The sequence below is a fragment of the Acinetobacter sp. YH12252 genome, assembly GCF_013417365.1.
GTDB lineage: Bacteria > Pseudomonadota > Gammaproteobacteria > Pseudomonadales > Moraxellaceae > Acinetobacter > Acinetobacter towneri.
In genome coordinates this window covers 258,410-280,031 of sequence record NZ_VPEA01000001.1, presented here as the reverse complement: position 1 = coordinate 280,031, position 21,622 = coordinate 258,410, and the positions used below count along the sequence as shown (strand labels likewise).

21 protein-coding genes and 3 tRNA genes are annotated in these 21,622 nt (G+C 42.0%); 15 read left to right on the top strand and 9 right to left on the bottom strand.

The features are described from left to right. Positions 1-98: 98 nt before the first annotated feature. Genes dapF through FTV28_RS01355 form a run of 3 tightly spaced genes read right to left on the bottom strand, consistent with a single transcriptional unit; the run spans position 99 to position 2,466 of the window. Complete coding sequence (gene dapF / locus FTV28_RS01365) at positions 99-944, bottom strand: diaminopimelate epimerase (RefSeq protein ID WP_167845877.1); 846 nt, start codon at positions 942-944, stop codon at positions 99-101. Between the two features lie 12 nt (positions 945-956). Continuing rightward, positions 957-2,201 (bottom strand): diaminopimelate decarboxylase, encoded by a 1,245-nt coding sequence (gene lysA, locus FTV28_RS01360; RefSeq protein ID WP_004971882.1) that lies wholly within the window; start codon positions 2,199-2,201, stop codon positions 957-959. A gap of 25 nt (positions 2,202-2,226) precedes the next feature. After that, entirely contained in the window at positions 2,227-2,466 is a 240-nt protein-coding gene (locus FTV28_RS01355) for a lipoprotein (RefSeq protein ID WP_004971884.1), read from the bottom strand. A gap of 359 nt (positions 2,467-2,825) precedes the next feature. On the opposite strand from FTV28_RS01355, the gene FTV28_RS01350 reads away from it, so the two are divergent. The 3 genes from FTV28_RS01350 to FTV28_RS01340 all read left to right on the top strand — a co-directional run bounded on the left by FTV28_RS01350 (position 2,826) and on the right by FTV28_RS01340 (position 7,099). Next, a complete protein-coding gene (locus FTV28_RS01350; RefSeq protein WP_179989278.1) occupies positions 2,826-4,181 on the top strand; it encodes a sodium:alanine symporter family protein in 1,356 nt (451 codons plus the stop codon). Positions 4,182-4,605: 424 nt separating this feature from the next. Next, positions 4,606-5,997, top strand: coding sequence for a DNA repair protein RadA (gene radA / locus FTV28_RS01345; RefSeq protein ID WP_179989277.1), 1,392 nt, complete (start codon positions 4,606-4,608; stop codon positions 5,995-5,997). 115 nt (positions 5,998-6,112) lie between these two features. After that, complete coding sequence (locus FTV28_RS01340; RefSeq protein WP_004971891.1) at positions 6,113-7,099, top strand: Tim44 domain-containing protein; 987 nt, start codon at positions 6,113-6,115, stop codon at positions 7,097-7,099. A gap of 350 nt (positions 7,100-7,449) precedes the next feature. Here FTV28_RS01340 and FTV28_RS01335 read toward each other — a convergent pair whose 3' ends face one another. Further along, the gene (locus FTV28_RS01335) at positions 7,450-8,628 is read right to left on the bottom strand and encodes a trypsin-like peptidase domain-containing protein (RefSeq protein ID WP_004971893.1); all 1,179 of its coding nucleotides are present in this window, start codon (positions 8,626-8,628) and stop codon (positions 7,450-7,452) included. 167 nt (positions 8,629-8,795) lie between these two features. On the opposite strand from FTV28_RS01335, the gene FTV28_RS01330 reads away from it, so the two are divergent. The 7 genes from FTV28_RS01330 to FTV28_RS01300 all read left to right on the top strand — a co-directional run bounded on the left by FTV28_RS01330 (position 8,796) and on the right by FTV28_RS01300 (position 11,901). After that, entirely contained in the window at positions 8,796-9,554 is a 759-nt protein-coding gene (locus tag FTV28_RS01330; RefSeq protein ID WP_004971895.1) for a Nif3-like dinuclear metal center hexameric protein, read from the top strand. A gap of 181 nt (positions 9,555-9,735) precedes the next feature. Next, positions 9,736-10,362, top strand: coding sequence for a superoxide dismutase (locus tag FTV28_RS01325; protein ID WP_179989276.1), 627 nt, complete (start codon positions 9,736-9,738; stop codon positions 10,360-10,362). A gap of 146 nt (positions 10,363-10,508) precedes the next feature. Beyond that, a tRNA-Asn gene (locus FTV28_RS01320) sits at positions 10,509-10,584 on the top strand. Between the two features lie 6 nt (positions 10,585-10,590). Continuing rightward, positions 10,591-10,666: transfer RNA gene (locus FTV28_RS01315), tRNA-Asn, on the top strand. A 217-nt stretch (positions 10,667-10,883) separates the two neighbouring features. Then, positions 10,884-11,186, top strand: coding sequence for a hypothetical protein (locus FTV28_RS01310; RefSeq protein WP_004971899.1), 303 nt, complete (start codon positions 10,884-10,886; stop codon positions 11,184-11,186). Between the two features lie 117 nt (positions 11,187-11,303). Beyond that, positions 11,304-11,379, top strand: a tRNA-Asn gene (locus FTV28_RS01305). Positions 11,380-11,457: 78 nt separating this feature from the next. After that, complete coding sequence (locus tag FTV28_RS01300) at positions 11,458-11,901, top strand: DUF2726 domain-containing protein (protein ID WP_004971902.1); 444 nt, start codon at positions 11,458-11,460, stop codon at positions 11,899-11,901. 16 nt (positions 11,902-11,917) lie between these two features. Here FTV28_RS01300 and FTV28_RS01295 read toward each other — a convergent pair whose 3' ends face one another. From FTV28_RS01295 to glnA, 4 genes are all read right to left on the bottom strand, one after another. Then, positions 11,918-12,175 (bottom strand): hypothetical protein, encoded by a 258-nt coding sequence (locus tag FTV28_RS01295; protein ID WP_167845873.1) that lies wholly within the window; start codon positions 12,173-12,175, stop codon positions 11,918-11,920. A 196-nt stretch (positions 12,176-12,371) separates the two neighbouring features. Continuing rightward, positions 12,372-13,250: a 4-hydroxybenzoate octaprenyltransferase gene (gene ubiA / locus FTV28_RS01290; protein WP_131261595.1), complete on the bottom strand. Its 879-nt coding sequence runs from the start codon at positions 13,248-13,250 to the stop codon at positions 12,372-12,374. Positions 13,251-13,264: 14 nt separating this feature from the next. Continuing rightward, positions 13,265-13,753, bottom strand: coding sequence for a chorismate lyase (locus tag FTV28_RS01285; RefSeq protein ID WP_004971911.1), 489 nt, complete (start codon positions 13,751-13,753; stop codon positions 13,265-13,267). 207 nt (positions 13,754-13,960) lie between these two features. Then, positions 13,961-15,376, bottom strand: coding sequence for a type I glutamate--ammonia ligase (glnA, locus tag FTV28_RS01280; protein ID WP_171287402.1), 1,416 nt, complete (start codon positions 15,374-15,376; stop codon positions 13,961-13,963). Positions 15,377-16,250: 874 nt separating this feature from the next. On the opposite strand from glnA, the gene FTV28_RS01275 reads away from it, so the two are divergent. From FTV28_RS01275 to folE, 5 genes are all read left to right on the top strand, one after another. Continuing rightward, on the top strand, positions 16,251-16,835 hold the full coding sequence (locus tag FTV28_RS01275; RefSeq protein WP_004971915.1) for an aminodeoxychorismate/anthranilate synthase component II: 585 nt from the start codon (positions 16,251-16,253) through the stop codon (positions 16,833-16,835). A 17-nt stretch (positions 16,836-16,852) separates the two neighbouring features. Further along, a complete protein-coding gene (trpD, locus tag FTV28_RS01270) occupies positions 16,853-17,899 on the top strand; it encodes an anthranilate phosphoribosyltransferase (RefSeq protein ID WP_004971918.1) in 1,047 nt (348 codons plus the stop codon). A 21-nt stretch (positions 17,900-17,920) separates the two neighbouring features. Beyond that, positions 17,921-18,727 carry an indole-3-glycerol phosphate synthase TrpC gene (gene trpC / locus FTV28_RS01265; protein WP_179989275.1) on the top strand — a complete coding sequence of 269 codons (807 nt, stop codon included), beginning with the start codon at positions 17,921-17,923 and terminating at the stop codon, positions 18,725-18,727. Positions 18,728-18,743: 16 nt separating this feature from the next. Further along, positions 18,744-19,433 carry a Smr/MutS family protein gene (locus tag FTV28_RS01260; protein WP_104853200.1) on the top strand — a complete coding sequence of 230 codons (690 nt, stop codon included), beginning with the start codon at positions 18,744-18,746 and terminating at the stop codon, positions 19,431-19,433. A 93-nt stretch (positions 19,434-19,526) separates the two neighbouring features. Next, positions 19,527-20,075 carry a GTP cyclohydrolase I FolE gene (folE, locus tag FTV28_RS01255; RefSeq protein WP_171062567.1) on the top strand — a complete coding sequence of 183 codons (549 nt, stop codon included), beginning with the start codon at positions 19,527-19,529 and terminating at the stop codon, positions 20,073-20,075. A gap of 98 nt (positions 20,076-20,173) precedes the next feature. Here the strand turns inward: folE and FTV28_RS01250 are convergent, their stop codons facing one another. Further along, positions 20,174-21,529 (bottom strand): diguanylate cyclase, encoded by a 1,356-nt coding sequence (locus FTV28_RS01250; RefSeq protein ID WP_104853199.1) that lies wholly within the window; start codon positions 21,527-21,529, stop codon positions 20,174-20,176. Positions 21,530-21,622 lie beyond the last annotated feature (93 nt).

Here is a 21,622-nt window from a genome sequence, read left to right as displayed (position 1 = left end):
CAGCATACCTAATCCGTGCTGCAAGATACAAAAAAGCACCATTCGTTTTGAAAAGTGCTTTTAAGTAAGATAAGAGCTGTTCATGTTAGAACGAAACATCAGCCCTGAAAATAATTTAAATCCAAACGACCGTGATAGACATTAGCAGTTGGCCCTGTCATCCACACCACATCGCCTTCACGCCATTCGATTTGCAACTTACCACCTGCCAGTTCAATTTCAACTGAATTAGACAATAAGCCACGGCGCATACCCGAAACGGCTGCAGCACATGCACCTGTACCACAAGCCAAGGTTTCACCTACGCCACGTTCAAACACACGCAAACGCGCATGTTTTTCGTCAATGATTTGCATAAAACCTGCATTGACGCGCTGTGGAAAACGCTCGTGTGATTCCACTTCTGGGCCAATACCTGCAACATCGGCAGTCAATACATCAGGCACAATGGTCACAGCATGAGGATTGCCTATGTTCACCACATCAATGGTCAATGCAGCACCATCTTTCAGCGCAATGTCATATAAGTTATCAGGCTCATCGGCAATGAATGGAATCTCATGCGGCAAGAATTTTGGATAGCCCATATTCACCCGCACCCAACCGTTTTGCCCCAATTCAGGCTCTACAATGCCTGCCTTGGTTTGCACCTTGATTTTGGTTTTGGTCGTAAGCTGACGTTCATGCACAAAACGTGCAAAACAACGCACACCATTGCCGCACTGCTCCACTTCAGAACCATCGGCATTGAAAATGCGATATTTAAAATCGACATTTGGTAAATCGGGCGGTTCCACAATCAGGAGTTGGTCAAAGCCAATCCCGAAGTGGCGGTCTGCAAGGCGTTGAATAGTCAGCGCATCCAAATACGCACGCTGGCTGATGAGATCAACCACCATGAAGTCATTGCCCAGACCATGCATTTTGGTAAATTCTAATAACATCTCGAATTCCCCTTATGGCAATAAACGCTCTCTTTCCCACAGCGATTCAATGCTTTCACGTTCACGAATTAAATGTGCTTGATCTGCATCGACCATGACTTCAGCTGCACGACCACGGCTGTTGTAGTTAGAACTCATCACAAAACCGTATGCGCCCGCACCCATTACAGCTAAAACATCATTTTCTTTGATCGCAAGCTGACGTTCTTTACCCAAGAAATCACCTGTTTCACAAATTGCACCAACCACATCCCACTCTAGCGTTTCAACATCAGTACGTGGGGTTACGGGCTGAATGTCCATCCATGCTTCATATAACGCAGGACGGATTAAGTCATTCATGGCAGCGTCAATAATCGCAAAGTTACGATGATTGGTCGGTTTGAGTAAATCAACTTTTGTTAGCAGCACGCCCGCATTGGCAGAGATACTACGACCCGGTTCCATATACACTTTAAGACCTAACTTTTCTAAAGCGGGACGTAAAGCATTGGCATATTCTTCAACCGTTGGTGGAGTTTCATCTTTATAAGTCACCCCTAAACCACCGCCAATATCAATGTGTTTGAGCTGAATACCCATTTCTTTTAAGGTATCAATCATCACAATCACGCGATCTAAAGCATCGACAAACGGTTGTGTTTCGGTCAATTGTGAACCGATGTGACAGTCAATTCCAACGATATCTAAGTTTGCTAAAGAAGCCGCATATTCATAAGTGCTATATACCGAATCAGACGGAATCCCGAACTTGTTTTCTTTTAAGCCTGTAGAAATATAAGGATGGGTTTTGGCATCGACATCTGGGTTAACCCGTAATGAAATTGGTGCTTTGACATTCATGCTTGCCGCAACTTTTTGAATACGGTCTAATTCTGCATGCGATTCTACGTTAAAGCAGGCAATCCCAACTTCCAACGCTTTTTGAATATCGGCTTCAGTTTTACCTAAACCTGAAAAAACAATTTTCGATGCATCACCACCTGCTTTGAGAACACGCGCCAATTCACCGCCTGTCACAATATCAAAACCTGCACCCAACTTAGCCAATACATTCAATACCGCAAGATTCGAGTTTGACTTTACCGCAAAACAAATTTGATGATCGATAAAGTGGAAAGCACGATCCATATCTAAATAATGCTTTTCAAAAGTCGCTTTTGAATAAACATAGAGTGGTGTGCCAAATTGCTGTGCGAGTTGTTGTAGCGAACATTGCTCGGCGTGCAAAACCCCTTGAATGCGGGTAAAACTCATGAATGTATCCTTTATCTAGAAAGCGTTAAGGTGTAGTCGATGTAGATGCAGCAGGTGCAGCAAACTGCTGTTGCACAGGTACGGCTGTGTCTGACGATGTTGCCGATTGCGTTGCACGTTTAGGCGCAGCATCTGGATATAACAAATATTTTGCGCGTTTGTCGTAATTTGGGTCATTGGGTAACTGTAATGTACCTGACTGACCACAACCGACCAAAACCACTGTTGTAAGCAAAACACTCATGCAGCAAATGACGGTACGCATCTGACCACCTATAAAATATTTTCGATGAAGTATAACGCGATCACTGCCGCGACCAAAGTGCTAATGCAGAGAGATTATATTGAGCTTAGTAAAAATTCTAGCTTACTTACTATTCTGCTGGCATAGATTGACCTTATCAGGTCTGAAAAATTGCGACTTCTGACACAGATAAAGTCAATTTTATTTCAAGGCATCAATTGTCAAAATCTAAAAACTATGCAAAAAATATAACGTGCTTAAAACCAAGTTCTTTTAACAGGAAGTTTTAAAGACTGGCATATCACTTGCTTAATTTTTACAACTGTTCAACTACAGTCACAAACTAAGCATTTATACACTGCGTTTATAAGAAGAAATTTATGCAAAATTTACAATCGATGATGGAAACCCTAAGCGGTTGGGTCTGGGGTCCATACATGCTGGTTCTCATTGTGGGAACGGGCGTCTTCCTCACCTTCCGCTTATTGTTCTGGCAATTCCGCATGCTGCCACTGGCTTTTAAACAAGTCTTTTGCAAACACGACAAAGCGCAAAAAGAACCGGGCGATATTTCACATTTCGCATCACTGATGACTGCACTCTCTGCCACCATTGGTACGGGAAATATTGCAGGTGTTGCAACGGCTTGCGTCCTCGGTGGCCCGGGTGCAGTGTTTTGGATGTGGATGACTGCCCTGTTTGGTATGGCGACCAAATATGGTGAAGGTGTTTTGGCGGTTAAATACCGTATTAAAAACGAAAAAGGGCAAATGTCAGGCGGCCCAATGTACTACATTGAACGCGGACTAAAATGGAAATGGCTCGCGATTATCTTTGCCTTTTTTGGCACAGTCGCCTCGTTTGGAATTGGTAGTTCAGTACAATCCAACACCGTAGCTTTAGCAGTTGAAAATAGCTTAGGTGTAGAAACTTGGATTACTGGCGTGGTAATTACCGTATTTTCTGCATTGGTGATTTTGGGCGGAATTAGCTCGATTTCCAAAGCATCTTCGGTGATTGTTCCGATTATGGCCATTCTGTATGTTACAGGCGGTTTAATTATTATCCTGAATAATTTACACCTTGTCGTGCCTGCATTTGAGCTAATTTTCCGTGATGCCTTTACTGGTGAAGCAGTTGCGGGCGGTGCAATTGGTGCAGTAATTCGTTACGGGGTTGCACGTGGCGTATTCTCCAACGAAGCAGGGATGGGTTCTGCCCCAATTGCTGCTGCGGCTGCAAAAACCGACCACCCTGCGCGTCAAGGTTTAGTGTCTATGACAGGTACCTTCATTGATACCATTATTGTCTGTAGCATCACGGGGATTGTTTTGGTAATGAGCTTCATTATGGCAGGTAATAGCTTTGGTGGTGCAACAGGTGCTGTACTCACCACACAGGTTTTTGACCAGTTATTGCCAGGCTTTGGTGGTTGGGTCGTCACTTTCGGGATCATCTTCTTCGCCTATTCCACCATTCTCGGTTGGAGCTATTATGGTGAAAAATGCTGTACTTATTTATTCGGCGAAAAATACGTGTTGATTTACCGCTTAATTTATATTGCTTCAGTGTTCATTGGCACCATCGCCACCCTAGATTTAGTCTGGTTATTTGCCGATACCTTTAATGGTTTAATGGCTGTACCAAACTTAATTGCCTTGTTGTTACTGTCTGGTGTGATTGCCAAAGAATCCAAAGACTTTATTGCGAAGCGCAAATCTGGCGAGTTGTATTAGGGTCTGTTGACAATTCGTCTATGTTTGCGGCAACGCATATTTTTTAGCTGATATAAGGCATGGGACAGGAGATTTAGTCATTCTAAATGACTGGCGCATAACGCAATAGCAGCAAAAAATATGCTTGCCCTGAAAGGCTGTGGCTAAAACTTTCTCAGATTGCGTTATGAAACTTGGCAATAGTCTCGCTATTCCCTGCGTTTCATGCCTAATCTGCTCAGTTTTAGCCTACAGCGCAAGCCATTTATGAAATGTCAACAAACCCTAAATAAACCCAATTCATTGAATTATTCCGTTCAAATCATAAATCATACAATCACCCACGTGGTTGTATGATTTTCCATGAAAAATCCAGATAACATTCATTTCGCGAACATTCCTCTGTATGCTGTAGTCAGTTTTTAATTGATGCAATGACTGGGTTATGGCAAAAGTAAAAAGTGTCTATCGCTGTGAACAATGTGGTGCAGATCATCCTAAATGGGCAGGTCAATGTTCAGAATGTGGGGAATGGAACTCACTTCATGAGGTCAGTATTTCCCCTGCGGTGACGCATCGTGCCCAACCTAAAATGGGCGGTGGCTATGCAGGACAAGCGGCCGCCATTACCACGCTTAATAAAGTGTCTGTATCGCACGAAACCCGTTTAACAACAGGCATTGGGGAATTTGACCGTGTTTTGGGTGGCGGTTTGGTTACGGGCTCTGTGGTACTGATTGGTGGAGATCCTGGTATCGGGAAATCGACCATTTTGCTACAAACTGCGACTCACATGGCGGCTGCCAATAACACCGCTTTATATATCACAGGTGAGGAATCTCTTTCGCAAGTGGCGTTACGCGCTCAACGCTTAGACTTACCCACCGATCAACTGAAAGTCATGGCAGAAACCTGTGTCGAACGGATTTGTGAAGTTTTGGCGCATGAACGCCCTGCGGTAGCCATTCTGGACTCGATTCAAACTTTATATACCGAAACGTTGCAGTCTGCTCCAGGTGGTGTTTCACAAATTCGTGAATCAGCTGCCTTGCTGACTCGTTTTGCTAAAAATAGTGGCACTGCGCTGTTTATTGTCGGTCATGTGACCAAAGAAGGGGCTTTAGCGGGGCCGCGCGTCCTTGAACACATGGTCGATTGCGTCTTGTATTTTGAAGGACAGTCAGACTCACGCTACCGTATGATTCGAGCAGTCAAAAACCGTTTCGGTGCAGTGAATGAACTGGGCGTTTTTGGCATGACCGATAAAGGCTTACGCGAGGTTGCCAATCCATCTGCGATATTTTTGAGCCGTTATGATGAGGCAATTCCAGGTTCTATTGTCATGATTAGCCGCGAAGGAACGCGACCACTTTTAGTTGAAGTACAAGCTTTGGTGGATGATGCACATGGTCAGCCTAGACGTGTGGCTTTAGGTCTGGAACAAAACCGTCTGAATATGCTATTGGCGGTGATGCATCGGCATGGCGGCGTACAAACTTCAGGGCAAGATGTGTATGTGAATGTGGTCGGCGGCTTAAAAATTACCGAAACAGGTTCAGACCTTGCTGTACTACTTGCCTGTGCTTCTAGCTTGCGTGGCAAAGCCCTGCCACAACAATTGGCAGTATTTGGTGAGGTCGGTTTATCGGGTGAAATCCGCCCAGTACCAAATGGTCAGGAACGCTTAAAAGAAGCTATTAAACACGGATTTAAATATATTATTGTGCCGCGTGGCAATGCCCCACAAAAAGCCATTGCAGGTGTGCAAATTATTGCGGTGGCGCGTTTGCATGAAGCCTTAACTGAAGCCATGAATTTAAGTGAAAACTTAGGTTAAATCCTTGGATGATATTTTTTCAGTTTCAAGAAAAAATATCATATTTATATTGAAATTCGCAGCAAATGCCTGCATAAATACACAGCTTAACTTTATTTTAATATAGGAAAATTTGATGGAAGTTCGACAGCGTGGTTTGATCGCAGCAATGCTCACAGCGACTTTATTGGTAGCTCCGTTAGCAGCAGAAGCAAAACGTGCAGGTGGCGGTAAAAGCCATGGCATGAGTCGTTCGGCTGCTCCAACTCAGTCTTACCAACAACCTCGTCAAACAACGCCAGCACAACAACCAACAACTGCACCAGCACAGCAAAAATCTGGTCCAGGCGTAGGTGGTATGGTTGCTGCAGGTGTTGCAGGTGCGGCAATTGGTGCGGTTGCTGCCAATGCCTTGGCCGATGATCAAGCTGCAAGTGCTGCCGAAGCGCAAGAGGAAAAAGGCGGTATTCCAAGCTGGATTTGGATTTTACTCGCTGCTGCTGTTGCCTTCTTCATTTTCCGTAAGATGGGCGCAAAAAAAAAACTAACGCCTAATCCGTATGCGCCAAATAGCGGTGCCAATCAGGCACCGTTTGCGCAAACACCACCTGCTGCAGCGCCACGTAACGACAATACCAATATTTTTGGTCAATCTGTTGGGGGGTCTGCCGCTTCTACCCAAGCGCCTTTTGGTCAAGCTGCCAATAATAACGCGCCATTTGGTGCAGCTTATACCAACAGTGGCAATCAATTGCCTGATGGTTCAGAGCCTGCAACCTTTTTACGTGTAGCGCGTCAGCGTTTTAACCATATTCAGTCTATGAACACAGCCAGTAATATCGCAGAAATTCAGCGTTATTTAACTCCTGATTTATATCAGTCGATGTATCAGGACATTATGGCAAACCAAGACCAAGATGTAGCAGAGTTTTCTAACTTGAATGCCATGGTGGTCGATTCTGCAACTGAAAATGGTCAATATGTCATAAGTGTACGCTTTACAGGTACAGTCAGCGAAGACCTGAACAGTTTACCGCAACCATTTACAGAAATTTGGCACTTTGTAAAACCTGCAGGCTCTAATCAAGACTGGTTAGTGGCAGGTATTCAGCAAGAGCAATAATTTCAATGGATCTAGAAAAACAGCGACTTCGGTTGCTGTTTTTTATGCCTTTCTTTATCTAAGTTGAGACCCATCATGTTTAAACAGCACGTTTAAATCTTCTAAGACATCAACACCGAATACATCCACACTTGCCACACAAAACCAAACCCTCGATTGATTAGATCTATCAAAAAGTATCATCATTCATCAATACAGTTTATTTAGCCCACCTTCTCTTTGTATCTACCCAGAGATAAATCAAATCACGTTATCCGTATCACTTTGGTTATTTCCAGTCGATCTTCATTTACTTAGCCAACAAAAAAGCCCTGCAAACGGGCAAGGCTAAATTGTTACTGTTAAATCTATTATTCAGGCAATGGAATAAATTGCTTATCGGTATTTTGAACTTTGCGCTCACCGACTGCGACTTCCAAATCTAAGGCTTCTTCACCACGTTCAACTGAAACAGTCACCGTCGTATGCGGTGCTTGTGCAGCAACATAATTAATTAAATGCGAGGTTGAAGTAATCGCTTCATCATTCACTTTTAAAATTTTGTCACCACGTTTTAAACCTGCTTCTGCTGCAGGGCCACCGCGCAGTACATCAGCAACCACTACACCGCCTTGTGCAGGTTCTAAAATGTTGTCTTGTTGCACAGGCAACAAACTAATACCTAACCAACCACGAACCACACGTCCATCTTTTAAAATCGAGTTTAAAACCTGCTGACAGACTTGTGCAGGAATTGCAAAGCCGATGCCCAATGAACCACCTGATTGCGAGAAAATTGCCGTATTTACCCCAATCAAATTCCCTGCCACATCAATCAATGCACCACCTGAGTTACCTGGATTAATTGCTGCATCGGTTTGAATGAAATCTTCATAGGTATTAATACCCAAGTCAGAACGTCCTGTCGCAGAAATAATCCCTTGAGTCACGGTTTGTCCCACACCAAATGGGTTACCAATCGCAAGTACGACATCGCCCACTTCATTGCCACTCAGTTTAAATGGCAATACAGGCAGTTTTTCTAGATCAATTTTAATGACCGCTAAGTCTGTGTCTGGGTCAGTTCCAACAACTTTTGCAACCGCACGGCGTCCATCGTGCAAAGCCACGACAATTTGTTCAGCCTGCGCGATCACATGATTATTCGTTAAAATATAACCATCTGGACGAACAATGACCCCAGACCCCAAACTGTTTTCATTTGGGCCTTGCTTAAATTGATCGGGTAACTGATTGCCAAAAAATTCACGAAATGCAGGGTCATTTAACAATGGATGATCCATTTGTTTCACTTTTTGTGTGGTAAAAATATTTACCACCGCAGGCGCTGCCACTTTAACCGCAGCGCTATACGACACCACCCCACCTGTCCGTGTTGTATCAATTAATGGTTCAACTTTCTCGGCAGGCATTTTGACCCCATCGGCAGCCACAGGCGCTTTCGGTTTTTGCAGTTGTTGCCAAGTCACAAAGCCAATAATAACCAGAATGAGTAACACCCAAGGTAACCAGGTAAAGGTCCGGCGCACGTTTTGTACCTCTAAGTAAATTTTTTTTGATGATTAAGTCATTGAATGAGCTATTGTAAAACGAAACACAAATAGAAACATAAAAAAGCCCAAGAGTTTTGTCTTGCTTTAGTTACAATACAAAATATGTTTTGATATTGGCTAAATATGAGCAATTTGAGAAAGTTATGGCGCAGCTAAAAGAAATTATTCAATGGTGTGATCAAACTTTAAATACACATGAATTTAAAGATTACGCGCCCAACGGTTTACAAATTGAAGGTAAGTCTGAAGTTCAAAAAATTTTATGTGCAGTGACTGCCTCTCAAGAGGCTATTGATGCTGCTATTGCCCAAAATGCAGACTTACTGTTGGTACATCATGGCTATTTTTGGAAAGGCGAACCTTACCCAATTACAGGCATGCGCGGTAAACGCATCAAAAGTTTAATCCAGCATGATATTTCTTTGGTGGGTTATCACTTACCGCTCGATTCACACCCAAGTCTAGGCAATAATGCTGCCATTGCTGAATGTTTGGCATTAGAAAATTTGCAAGCCCTAGACCCGAGTGAACGTCATCCTATTGGTAATATTGGTTTTTTAAAGCAAGCCATGAGCGCAACCGAATTTCGTGACTATCTCACAGCGCGTTTAGGCTTTAAAACCATTCATCTTCCTGCCGAAAAAAGTCAGATTCAAAAAGTAGGGTTCTGCACGGGTGCAGCACAAGATTTTATTGGCAAAGCGGCAGAACAAGGTTGTGATGCCTTTATTTCGGGCGAAGTCAGTGAACGCACCTATTATGAAGCCAAAGAACTAGGCGTGCATTATTATGCCTGCGGACATCACGCGACTGAGCGCTATGGTGTACAACGACTCGCAAAAGCTATTTCAGAACAGTTTAATATTGAGTATAGTTATTTTGAATTAAATAACCCAATTTAATACACCGTTTCACCCAACGATTTCACTCAAATGACATCTGTGTTTAACATAGTCTTTAGATGTATACATTCGAGTCTTATTCTGTATGGTTATTTATACCTAATGCGCAATTTGATCTCGAAATCTATTACAATAGAGCCACTTAATGTTAAAACCCAGCAAAATGCAAGGAATTGAAAACATGACAACCATTACTTTACCGGCTTTACCATACGGTTACGAAGATCTTGCTCCGCACATCAGCAAAGAAACTTTAGAATACCACCACGACAAGCACCACAATACTTATGTGGTAAATCTAAACAACCTAATCGCAGGTACTGAGCTTGAAGGTAAAACTTTAGACGAAATCATTAAAGCTACTGCGGGTGATGCAGCTAAAGCTGGTGTATTCAACAACGCAGCGCAAGTTTGGAACCACACGTTCTACTGGAACTGTATGGCGAAAAACGGTGGTGGTAAAGCTACTGGTGCTTTGGCTGCTAAAATTGATGAAGCTTTCGGTTCTTACGAAAAATTTGCTGAAGAATTTGCTGCTGCTGCAACAACTCAATTCGGTTCAGGTTGGGCTTGGTTAGTAGCTGACGAAGTGAATGGCAAACTTTCTATTATGAAAACTTCAAATGCTGACACACCAATGGCGCACGGCAAAGTTGCAGTATTGACGATTGACGTTTGGGAACACGCTTACTACATCGACTTCCGTAATGCACGTCCTGTTTACATCAAAACTTTCTTAGAAAGCCTTGTAAACTGGGATTACGCAAATGCGAAATACGCAGGTCAAGATGCTGGTGTAGAAAAATAATTTCTATTTTTCTGTAGAAAAACTGCTCTTTATGGGCAGTTTTTTTATTTTTGCAGATGAAATGAATATTTATAAAGCAAACAATACATTTCTGATGATGAACGTGTTGACGATTTAAACTTTCATCCCTAAAATGCCCCACAGATTCTCCAATAGCTCAGTCGGTAGAGCGACGGACTGTTAATCCGCAGGTCCCTGGTTCGAGCCCAGGTTGGAGAGCCAATCTATTCTCCCATAGCTCAGTCGGTAGAGCGACGGACTGTTAATCCGCAGGTCCCTGGTTCGAGCCCAGGTGGGAGAGCCAAGATTCTAAAAATCCCACGCAGTATGACGTGGGATTTGTTTTTGCAATTTTTATTGTTTTTATAGTGGATATGATGTTCTAAACGAATGGAACAGGCCTCACTCTCCCCTTAAATCAAAATTAAAACCATACAGTGAAGATCGGGCTATCCCCTCTTGTGATGACTCTATTTTTTCGCTAACTTAGGTTCATCAACAACAATAAAACTTGAAAGCCCATGCAAGCGCCTTGGTTAAAATCCCTGATTTTTTGGACAATTCTGATTGTGGTGATTTTTGCAATTTTTCAATGTACGCAAAAATCTGAAAGCAATAAAACTGCTGCGACACTCATGTATGAACGCCTGTATCAATGCAGTCGTGATCTGAACGCACAACAACAAGCCACCTTAAAACAAATTCAAAGCCAAGTGAAAACAGAAATGACTCAGCAAGAGATGCTGCAATTAATTAACTTATGTCGTAAAACCAACCCACCACAGACACGCGAAGATTATATAAAAGCCATTCAAGCACTCTAAAAACTGCGTTGAAACAAAGCTAGATGATTATTTTTAAAGCAGTTAATCTATAATTACGGTTTTTTTTCAATTCCAGCTTGACCAAAAACAGATACCCACATAGAATGCGTGTCAGATTCTCCCATAGCTCAGTCGGTAGAGCGACGGACTGTTAATCCGCAGGTCCCTGGTTCGAGCCCAGGTGGGAGAGCCAAAATTCTTAAAAAACCCACGCATTATGACGTGGGTTTTTTATTCCTGCTGTTTAGGGTCTAACGACACCGCATCATCTATGTTTGAATCCAGTCAATCGACTTTCTTGCTTATTGGTAGCTTGGCTAGCCTTGCCCTGTTTATCTTAATTTTTAAGCAATTATTTTTCCCCAAGAAAAACTTTTATCCTAAACCGATGATGACTGCTTTTGAACGCAGAATGTTTATGCGTTTAAAACAAGCTTTTCCTGAGCATCACATCTTGGCACAAGTGGCGTTTAGCGCATTAATCACCAACAACCACTATAAAATTCGTGCGCTGTTTAATCGTAAAGTGACTGATTTTGTGATCTTAAATGCAGAAATGCAGGTCATTGCAATTATAGAGTTAGATGACCCCTCACATATTGGCAAAGAACAGGAAGATGCAGAACGGGATGCAATGTTTCACGAGGCAGGTTATCGCGTTGTCCGATACACCGAGATTCCAAGTATCAGACAACTACAATCAGATTTGAGTTGAGATCATCAACTCGATATTAAGGTGTAGCTTCTGAAGCAGCTTGTGTCTGACCCGCCTGCTTCGCTTGCTGTGCTGCAGCTTCACGCGCTTCAATACGCGCAATAATTTCTGCCTGCTGTTGTTTATATTTTTCCTGATTTTTGGCATCACTATTGACTGCTAAAAATGCCATGCTGACCAAAAAGATAGGAATCAACAAACCTAAGCTTGCCAAGAAAATCATCTTTTTTAGGCTTGGCTTTTTTGCAGGTGCTTGCTGTTCAGACTGTGACATCATCTATTCCTAATTCAAACTTCAAAATGAGGCTCAATATATCAGAATAATGCTGATTGTGCTTTGTGCATAAGTACGCACGTTCTAATGCTCAGTTTAATTTTTAACAGCAAAAATTGATCAGCGATCGAATAAAAAAGCACCTGACCAAACTACCATCAGATGCTTTGCTCAGTTTTTTATCGCACAGAAATATTTACATTAAAGCCAATACGATTCCTGAAAAAATAATCAGCCCTACCCAACGGTTATGACGAAATGCCCAAAAACAACGTTGCGGATCTTTATCTTTAGTTTTACTCCATTGATATATAAAGTCTGCAACCACCACCAATAACGCCGCTAAACCAAACGGAATCAATAAATTTTCTAACCACAATGCCGTACCAATCAAAAGCACACTGCCCGCTTGCAACAATGAAATAATCTGAATGTCATAGCGACCAAATAAAATTGCGGTAGATTTCACCCCAATTTTCAAATCATATTCACGGTCAGTAATTGCATATTGGGTGTCATAAGCCACAGTCCACGCCAAATTGCCAAAATACAATAACCAACAAGTAAGATCAGGCGTTGCACCTACAGCGGTATAAGCCATCGGGATAGACCATGAAAATGCAGCTCCCAAGAACACTTGCGGCAAATGAGTGTAGCGTTTCATAAACGGATAAATAAACGCTAAAAATAATGCCCCAAATGACCAATAAAAAGTTTCAATCGGTAAGAACAACAACATGGCTGCGCTAAGTGCAACCAAACCCAAGAATACATAAATGGCTTCTTTGGCACTAATCACACCCGTGGCTAAAGGACGTGTTTTGGTACGCTCCACATGACCATCCACCTTACGGTCAGCAAAGTCATTAATGGCACAGCCTGCAGCGCGCATAAAAATTGTGCCCAGAATCATAGGGATTAATATCCCGATAGACGGCATGCCCTGATTAGCAATCCACAAGGCCCACATGGTTGGCCAAAACACCAGTTCTGTGCCAATCGGTTTATCGAAACGACACAAATAATAATATGCTTCTAAACGCTCACGCCACGTGATCTGCTGTGCCAATGCCATACCAATCTCGTATCTTAATGTTGTTGAATAAATTGCTCAAAACGCGGTAAAAAAGTTTCTTGCACAATAAATTTACAGCCATGCCAAGTATAGCAACTCTGTCGTGTCCAGCCTTCATCGAGCAAAACCACACGCCTTTGACACAACGGATTGGTACGCTGAAATAAAAACCAGCCAATGGGTTTATTGCCAATATGCTGAAATAAACGGGCTTTGCTTTGTAAACTTAAAATCGGAAAAATACTTTTGGCTTTGACCCACGGCTGTTCATCGCAACCATATAAATAACTTTCACGCACCCATGAGGTGTGCCAATGTGGCATTTGCATCCACTGGGCATCTTGTAAATTTAAACGCTGAAAAGATTGCTGCAGTGGTTCAACTTTAAATTGTCCGCCTGCGAGCTGAGTCAGTTGTTGGGTCAAAGAACCTGCTGCATATAGCCATGTTTTTAATTCAGAAGGCAGATTTGCCTGCTTGGGAAAAATAGGCTGTGTTCGCATGTTCCGCCACCTTAACAAGATAGCCTAGTGTAGCCCAAATTTAGGCAAAGTTTTGTGACCGATGGCGCAATTCCCTGCAATTATCCAAAAAAATTAAGCGAATTCTTATATTTTGATAAAATCCATGCCAATTCAAAACCATGATTGCACCATCTAAAACAAAAAACCCGCCGAAGCGGGTTTTTCAAATTTAAGATTTTTGATGTATTACAAGCTGTAGTACATATCAAATTCAACTGGGTGAGTCGTCGTGTTCAAACGACGTACATCTTCAGTTTTCAATTCGATATAAGCATCAAGCATGTCTTTGGTGAATACACCACCTTTTAATAAATAGTCGTGATCTTCTTTCAAAGCATCAAGCGCCATTTCTAGGTTGTGTGCCACAGTTGGGATTTTTGCTTCTTCTTCAGGCGGAAGGTCATACAAGTTTTTATCTGCAGCTTCACCTGGGTGAATCTTGTTTTGAATACCGTCAAGACCCGCCATCAACAATGCCGCAAAACCTAAGTACGGGTTCATCATTGGATCAGGGAAACGCGCTTCAATACGTTTGCCTTTCGGGCTAGACACGTAAGGAATACGAATAGATGCAGAACGGTTACGCGCTGAGTAAGCCAACATAATTGGTGCTTCAAAGTGCGGTACTAAACGCTTATATGAGTTGGTCGATGGGTTAGTCAACGCGTTCAAAGAGCGGGCATGTTTGATAATACCGCCAATGAAGTACAACGCCATTTCTGACAAACCTGCGTATTCATCGCCTGCGAATAAGTTTTTGCCATCTTTAGAGATAGACATGTGTACGTGCATACCTGAACCGTTATCGCCTACCATTGGTTTAGGCATAAAGGTTGCAGTTTTTGCATATTGATGCGCAACGTTCCAAACTGCATATTTGAACTGTTGCACTTCGTCAGCCTTACGCACCATAGTATTGAAGCTCACACCAATTTCTAACTGGCAAGATGCAACTTCATGGTGATGTACTTCTACACGACCAGGCCCCATGATTTCTTCAATTTTTGCACACATATCTGCACGCATATCTTGAGAAGAATCTACTGGTGGTACTGGGAAATAACCGCCTTTCACACGTGGACGGTGACCTGAGTTACCAGCTTCGTAGTCTTTACCTGTAGACCATGCAGCTTCTTCAGCGATTAATGTGTGGCGCGCGCCAGACATATCGATGTCCCATTTTACTTCGTCAAATACGAAGAATTCTGGTTCTGGACCAAAGAAAGCAGTATCACCAATACCTGTCGATTTTAAATATTCTTCAGCACGGCGAGCAATAGAGCGTGGATCGCGGTCATAGCCTTGACCTGTCGATGGTTCGATAACATCACACGTTACAACCACTGTTGGTTCTGCAAAGAACGGGTCAATGAAACCTGTGTTGGCATCTGGGCGTAAGATCATGTCTGATGCTTCGATTCCTTTCCAGCCTTCAATAGAAGAACCATCAAACATTTTACCGTCTTCAAAAGTATCTTCATCGATACTGTCTGCAGGATAAGTTACGTGCTGCTCTTTACCCTTAGTATCTGTAAAGCGGAAATCGACCCATTTTGCACCACTTTCTTGGATGAGTTGAAGGACCTTGTTCGCCATGCTCATTTTGCTCCGATGTTTTTTGTTGCACCCGAAAGTGCGTGTTAGTAGTTGGCAGTTATTAAGCAATTAGCGTACCAACTTTTAAAAGCAAAGCTAAAACCATGAATTCCGTATGAGAATACATCATTTAAAAAAATTACTTTGTCGCTATTATACTGTCAGAAATACGATTTGCACCATATTCAAACACTGTTCATTTGATTTGATTTAAAACTGCAAAACATAGCACCATTTTAGTGCATTTATGTTTTATTTCTGTTGAATTGTAGATCAAAAAATAGCTCAAACTGTATCTATGCAAGTATTTTGCTGTGCCGTACTTTCATTGAGCAATGCAAATTATTCAACAATATTAAACAACACTTTATTTTTTATTGAGCAAAAATAATAAGATCGTTTAAAAATCCTAAATCTGTATTCTTTTCGAGCAAGCTGATTGAAAATATCTATACTGCAGATTTGTATTTTCTATCGAAACGCTGCACTCAAACTACCTGACGTGAACCGCTAATAACATGCGCCATGATGCTACTTTTTAGCGCATTTTTTACGTTATCTATAAGTGTGAAGCTAAAATATGACTGCTGAATGACCCAGCTTGATCAAGTGATCATTTCTTTCAGATCAAACCTGAACATTGCGCAGCAAGCTTTGAAAATCTATAAATTGGTGAATGCGCTGATAAGCTTTAACAGGGATTATCATATAAATAGTCCGCAGAAAATGCTTATTTTTTGCTATGATGATAAGCGCTTCCTTATTCCACCTTCTTTTCGACAAGAAAAATAAAGTCCTTTCTCGTTATAGGCGCAGGAATAAAGCAAATTATCTCAGACTCTTTAGCACTTAAAGTGTTCAATTTTCAATAGGTTAGCTCATGCTTTTAATGATCGACAACTATGACTCTTTTACCTACAACATCGTCCAGTATTTTGGCGAGTTAAATCAGGAAGTAAAAGTCGTTCGTAATGATGCCGTGACATTAGAAGATATTGAGCGATGGCAACCCAAGTATTTGGTGATTGGCCCAGGCCCTTGTTCTCCATCTGAAGCAGGGATTTCTATTCCTGCAATTCAGCATTTTGCAGGCAAAATTCCGTTACTGGGTGTGTGTTTAGGACACCAAAGTATCGGACAAGCCTTTGGTGGAAACATTGTGCGCGCTAAAACCGTGATGCATGGTCGTTTATCGGATATGTACCACAGCAACACAGGTATTTTTAGCAATCTGCCTTCACCATTTTCTGCAACCCGTTACCACTCTTTGGTGATTGATCAAGCAACCTTGCCAGATTGTCTGGAAGTGACATGCTGGACCAAAGAAGCAGATGGTTCGATGGAAGAAATTATGGGCGTGAAGCACAAAACTTTGCCTGTTGAAGGCGTGCAATTTCACCCCGAATCGATCCTGAGCCAACACGGTCATCAAATCTTTAAAAACTTTTTGGAAATTTACGCATAATGAGCGAGTCAAATCACATGAATATTCAACAAGCACTCAACCATATTACAAAACAAATTCACCTGACTCAGCCTCAAATGGAAGATGTGATGCGCGCGATTATGTCGGGCGAAGCAACAGACGCTCAAATTGGTGCATTGATGATGGGCTTACGCTTAAAAGGCGAAAGCATTGATGAAATTACTGCTGCTGCACGTGTAATGCGTGAATTTGCCATCAAAATTGATGTCAGCGATATTCCTTACCTCGTGGATATTGTCGGCACAGGTGGCGATGGTCAAAACCTATTTAACGTATCTACCGCCTCTTCCTTTGTCATTGCAGCTGCAGGTGCAACCATTGCCAAACACGGTAACCGTGGGGTTTCAACCAAATCAGGCTCATCTGACTTACTTGAGCAAGCAGGCATTAATCTTGACTTAAACATGCAACAAACTGAACGCTGTATTCGTGAAATGGGCGTAGGTTTCTTGTTTGCACCGAATCATCACAAAGCCATGAAATATGCGGTTACCCCGCGTAAAGAGTTGGGTATTCGCAGTATTTTCAACTTGCTTGGGCCATTGACTAACCCTGCGGGTGTAAAGCGTTTTGTCATTGGGGTGTTTAGCAATGAATTATGCCGCCCGATTGCAGAAGTGATGAAACAGCTCGGTGCTGAGCATGTCATGGTGGTGCATTCTAAAGATGGTTTAGATGAAATTAGCCTTGCTTCGAGCACTTATGTTGCAGAACTCAAAGATGGTGAAATTACCGAATGGGAACTTACCCCTGAAAGCGTGGGAATTGAATCTCAAACTTTAACAGGACTGATTGTAGAAAACTCTGCTGAAAGCTTGAGTTTGATTAAAGATGCTTTAGGCAAAAACAAATCAGACAAAGGCGAAAAAGCGGCCAATATGATTGCACTCAATGCGGGTGCGGGTATCTATGTTTCGGGTCTAACTACAAGCTACAAACAAGGTGTCGCTTTGGCACATGACATTATTTATGGTGGACAAGCTTTGGAAAAAATGGGCGTGTTGTCTGAATTTACCAAAACGCTCAAACAGTACGAAGCATAAAGCAAATCAGGAAGGTGCATCATGGTGGATATTAGCAATACCATTTTAGGTAAAATTGTAGAACGTAAAAAAGAAGAGTTTGCCGAGCGTTTAAAACAACGCAGTTATGCAGACCTAGAACAATTGGCACGTGCAGCAACACCTGCACGTGGCTTTGCACAAGCCTTGCGTAACAAACGCCCAGCGGTGATTGCGGAAATTAAAAAAGCATCACCATCTAAAGGCATTATTCGTGAAAACTTTGACCCTGCCGAAATTGCACAGCAATATGAAGCCGCAGGTGCAGCCTGTTTATCAGTGCTGACTGATGTCGATTTCTTTCAGGGTGCAGATGAAAATATTCAGATTGCCCGTTCACACTGTAACTTGCCTGCCCTGCGTAAAGATTTCTTGATTGATCCGTATGGTGTGGTAGAAGCACGTGCCCTACACGCAGACTGTGTGTTATTGATTGTGTCTTGCTTATCTGACCAACAGTTGGAAGAAATGTCGGAAACGGCTTTTGAACATCATTTAGATGTGTTGGTTGAAGTGCATGATGAAACTGAATTGGAACGTGCTTTAAATCTTTCAGAGCGTTGTATTTTAGGGGTCAATAACCGAAATTTAAAAACCTTTGAAGTCGATTTAAATACCTCATTGCGTTTAAAAAACTTGTTGCCACCTGCACGTTTATTGGTCACGGAAAGTGGTATCGCCACACCAGAAGATGTCCGCATGATGCAAGACCATGAGATTCACAGTTTCTTGGTCGGTGAAAGTTTTATGAAACAAGCACGTCCTGACCATGCCTTTACGGCACTGTTTGGTCAGCCTGAAAATCTATAATCCAATTTGAAATACCATGAGTAAACATGATTCTTCGCTTTCTAAAGAACAGTACAATTTACTAAAATCTTTTAAAAAGCAAATCACTCAGCCTCATACTTCAAGCATTGCCAAGCCGTCTGAACCCAAAGTTCAGACGCCTGAGCAACAACAGGAAGATGATCTCGCATTGTTTCGTCAGCAAATGCAAGGCGTTCAAAAAATGGACGCAGGCAATATTGCAAAAATCGAACACACTGCCAAGAAAAAACCAGATGCCCAAACGCTGGCCAAACGTGCAGCAGCCATAGGCCCTATGGAAACCGATGATACCTTGCTGTCCGATACGCAAGCCATGCTTAACCCTGTGGGCAGCCAAGCTTCGCTGAGCTATCGCATTGCAACTTTGCAACATAAAGTCTTTGAAGATTTAAAAGCAGGCAACTTACGCTGGTTTGAAGCTGTTGATTTGCACGGTTGTACGGTAGAAGAAGCGCGGGTAGCCGTTTTGCAAATCATTCAAATGGCTAAAGATGAAAACCAGAACGTGATTAAAATTGTGCATGGCAAAGGCCCTGAAGCCATTTTAAAAACTTATGTAAATGGCTGGCTGCGTCAGCATCGTGATGTTTTGGCTTTTGTGAGTGCGCCTGAAAAACAAGGTGGCACTGGTGCAGTTTTAGTGTTGCTTAAACGCAGCGAAAAGAACCCAAAGTTTAAACAGTAATCGGTTTCATCTTTTAAACAAGGCATTGCAATAGTTTTCTGTTACAATGCCGACCTTGTTCAATATCAGTGTAAGTGAACACGTCTTATGTCTATGCAGCAATCCTACGCAAACATCCTAACCGCCGTTGGTGAAGATCTTAATCGTCCAGGTCTAAAAGATACGCCGATGCGTGCTGCTAAAGCTTTTTCGTATTTAACTTCGGGCTATAGCCAAACCTTAGCCGAAGTGACCAATAATGCCGTATTTCCATCCGACAACCGTGAAATGGTCTTGGTGAAAAATATTGAGTTCTACTCACTGTGTGAACATCATTTATTGCCATTTTATGGTCGCGTGCATATCGCCTATTTACCTGAAGGTAATGTTTTAGGCTTGTCTAAATTTGCCCGTATTACCGAAATGTTTGCACGTCGTTTGCAAATTCAGGAAAATCTGACTCAGCAAATTGCGGAAGCTGTGGCTGAAGTGACCAAAGCACGCGGTGTTGCTGTGGTGATTGATTCAGCCCATATGTGCATGATGATGCGCGGTGTAGGCAAACAGGAATCGACCACACGTACCGTATCTTTTGTAGGTGACTTTAAAACAGATAAAGAAGCCCGTCGTGAATTTTTAAGTGCGGTGCCTGAGAGTTTTTAAATTGTGGCTAAGTTCCTCAATCAAATAAAAAATCCCGAAATTTATGTTCGGGATTTTTGGGTTTTAGATTAAAAAATTAGCTTGATACATCTTCAGATTCAACCTACAGACACATTGTTGCGTCCATTATTTTTTGCCATATACAAGGCTTTATCCACTTCTTCAAAAAAACGTTGATAGTCTGGATGCCCATCATATTCATGCACACCTATACTAATGGTAAAGTTAAATTCTTCACCTGTTGATGTTTTTAATGTGGCTTTTTCGACACGTTTACGAATATTTTCAGCGACTACCAAGGCACGATCAATGGTGGTATCAATCTGTAACAGTAAAAATTCTTCGCCGCCAATTCGGAAGGCATAGTCACTGCCTTTTGCATATTGCAAAATCACATCAGCTAAAAACTGTAATGCATCATCTCCTGCTGCATGTCCATAACGGTCATTGATTGATTTAAAATGATCGGCATCTATCGCCAACAATGTTAAAGGCGAATTATTTTTTCGTGAAAAATTAATTTCACGGGACACGATGGTATTTAAATAACGGCGGTTGAGCAGTTGAGTTAAGGCATCATTGCCTGAATTGATATATTCAGACACCTGAAAAATTTGATCGACTAAATGCAAAATTTCACGATTCTTGGCACGAATGGATTGAATCATTTCAATTGCCTGTGCCTGACTTTCACATTGACCAATTTTCTGAATTAATTCATCCACCTGATAAATAAATTCAGTAATAGTTTGTACTTGTTCCGAACTTGAAAATGCATAAGCCGCTTTATGAATAAACCATAAACCAAATTCTGTTTTAGATAAAATCGGTTGCGTCATTTTGGTGTGATCGGACACCACCTGAAACATCAGTTCATTTTCCCAATCCAGCAAAGTTCCGCGTTGTCGATCTTTGTGCACGGCAACATCTTGCATGGCAGAAAATAAGCGATAGGTATGTTTCATATCATTATGTACTTCGACCTTCATTTCATAAGATCGGCACATAATTTCTGTGGCAAAGCATAAAATTTGGCTTAAATAATTAAACTGATTTAAGTTGCTATTGGCTTCTGTTGCAAAAAACTCAAAAGCCTTTTTTATAATAACGCGCACACCACGAATAATCAGCCAAGATGGAATTTGTACACGTGCATGCACATCGCCCACTTTAAATTGCTTTTCTACAATCTCGTTATAATTGTGTTGAAACGGAACTTCAAAACTGGAAATTAGCCACTGATATAAAGAGTTTTTTAAGCGATTCTTCACCATCTCTGCAGACAAAAATTCTGTCGCATGTTCTTCAAGCAACATTTGCTGATAGAACTCGATCACAAAATCTTCTGCATGTGCTTGAATAAACTGGAATGTCGCTTGCAAATCTTCTGGCTTAAATTGCTCGCAAATTGACTTCCATTGCTCTGCAAGCTCATGCGTACACTCTTGATACATCCACAACAACCCAGCCAAAAGAAACTGCTAAATTTTAACGGGTTTCACCAGCAACTCAACTTGTTTAGCTGGTTTTTTACAATTCAGTATAAA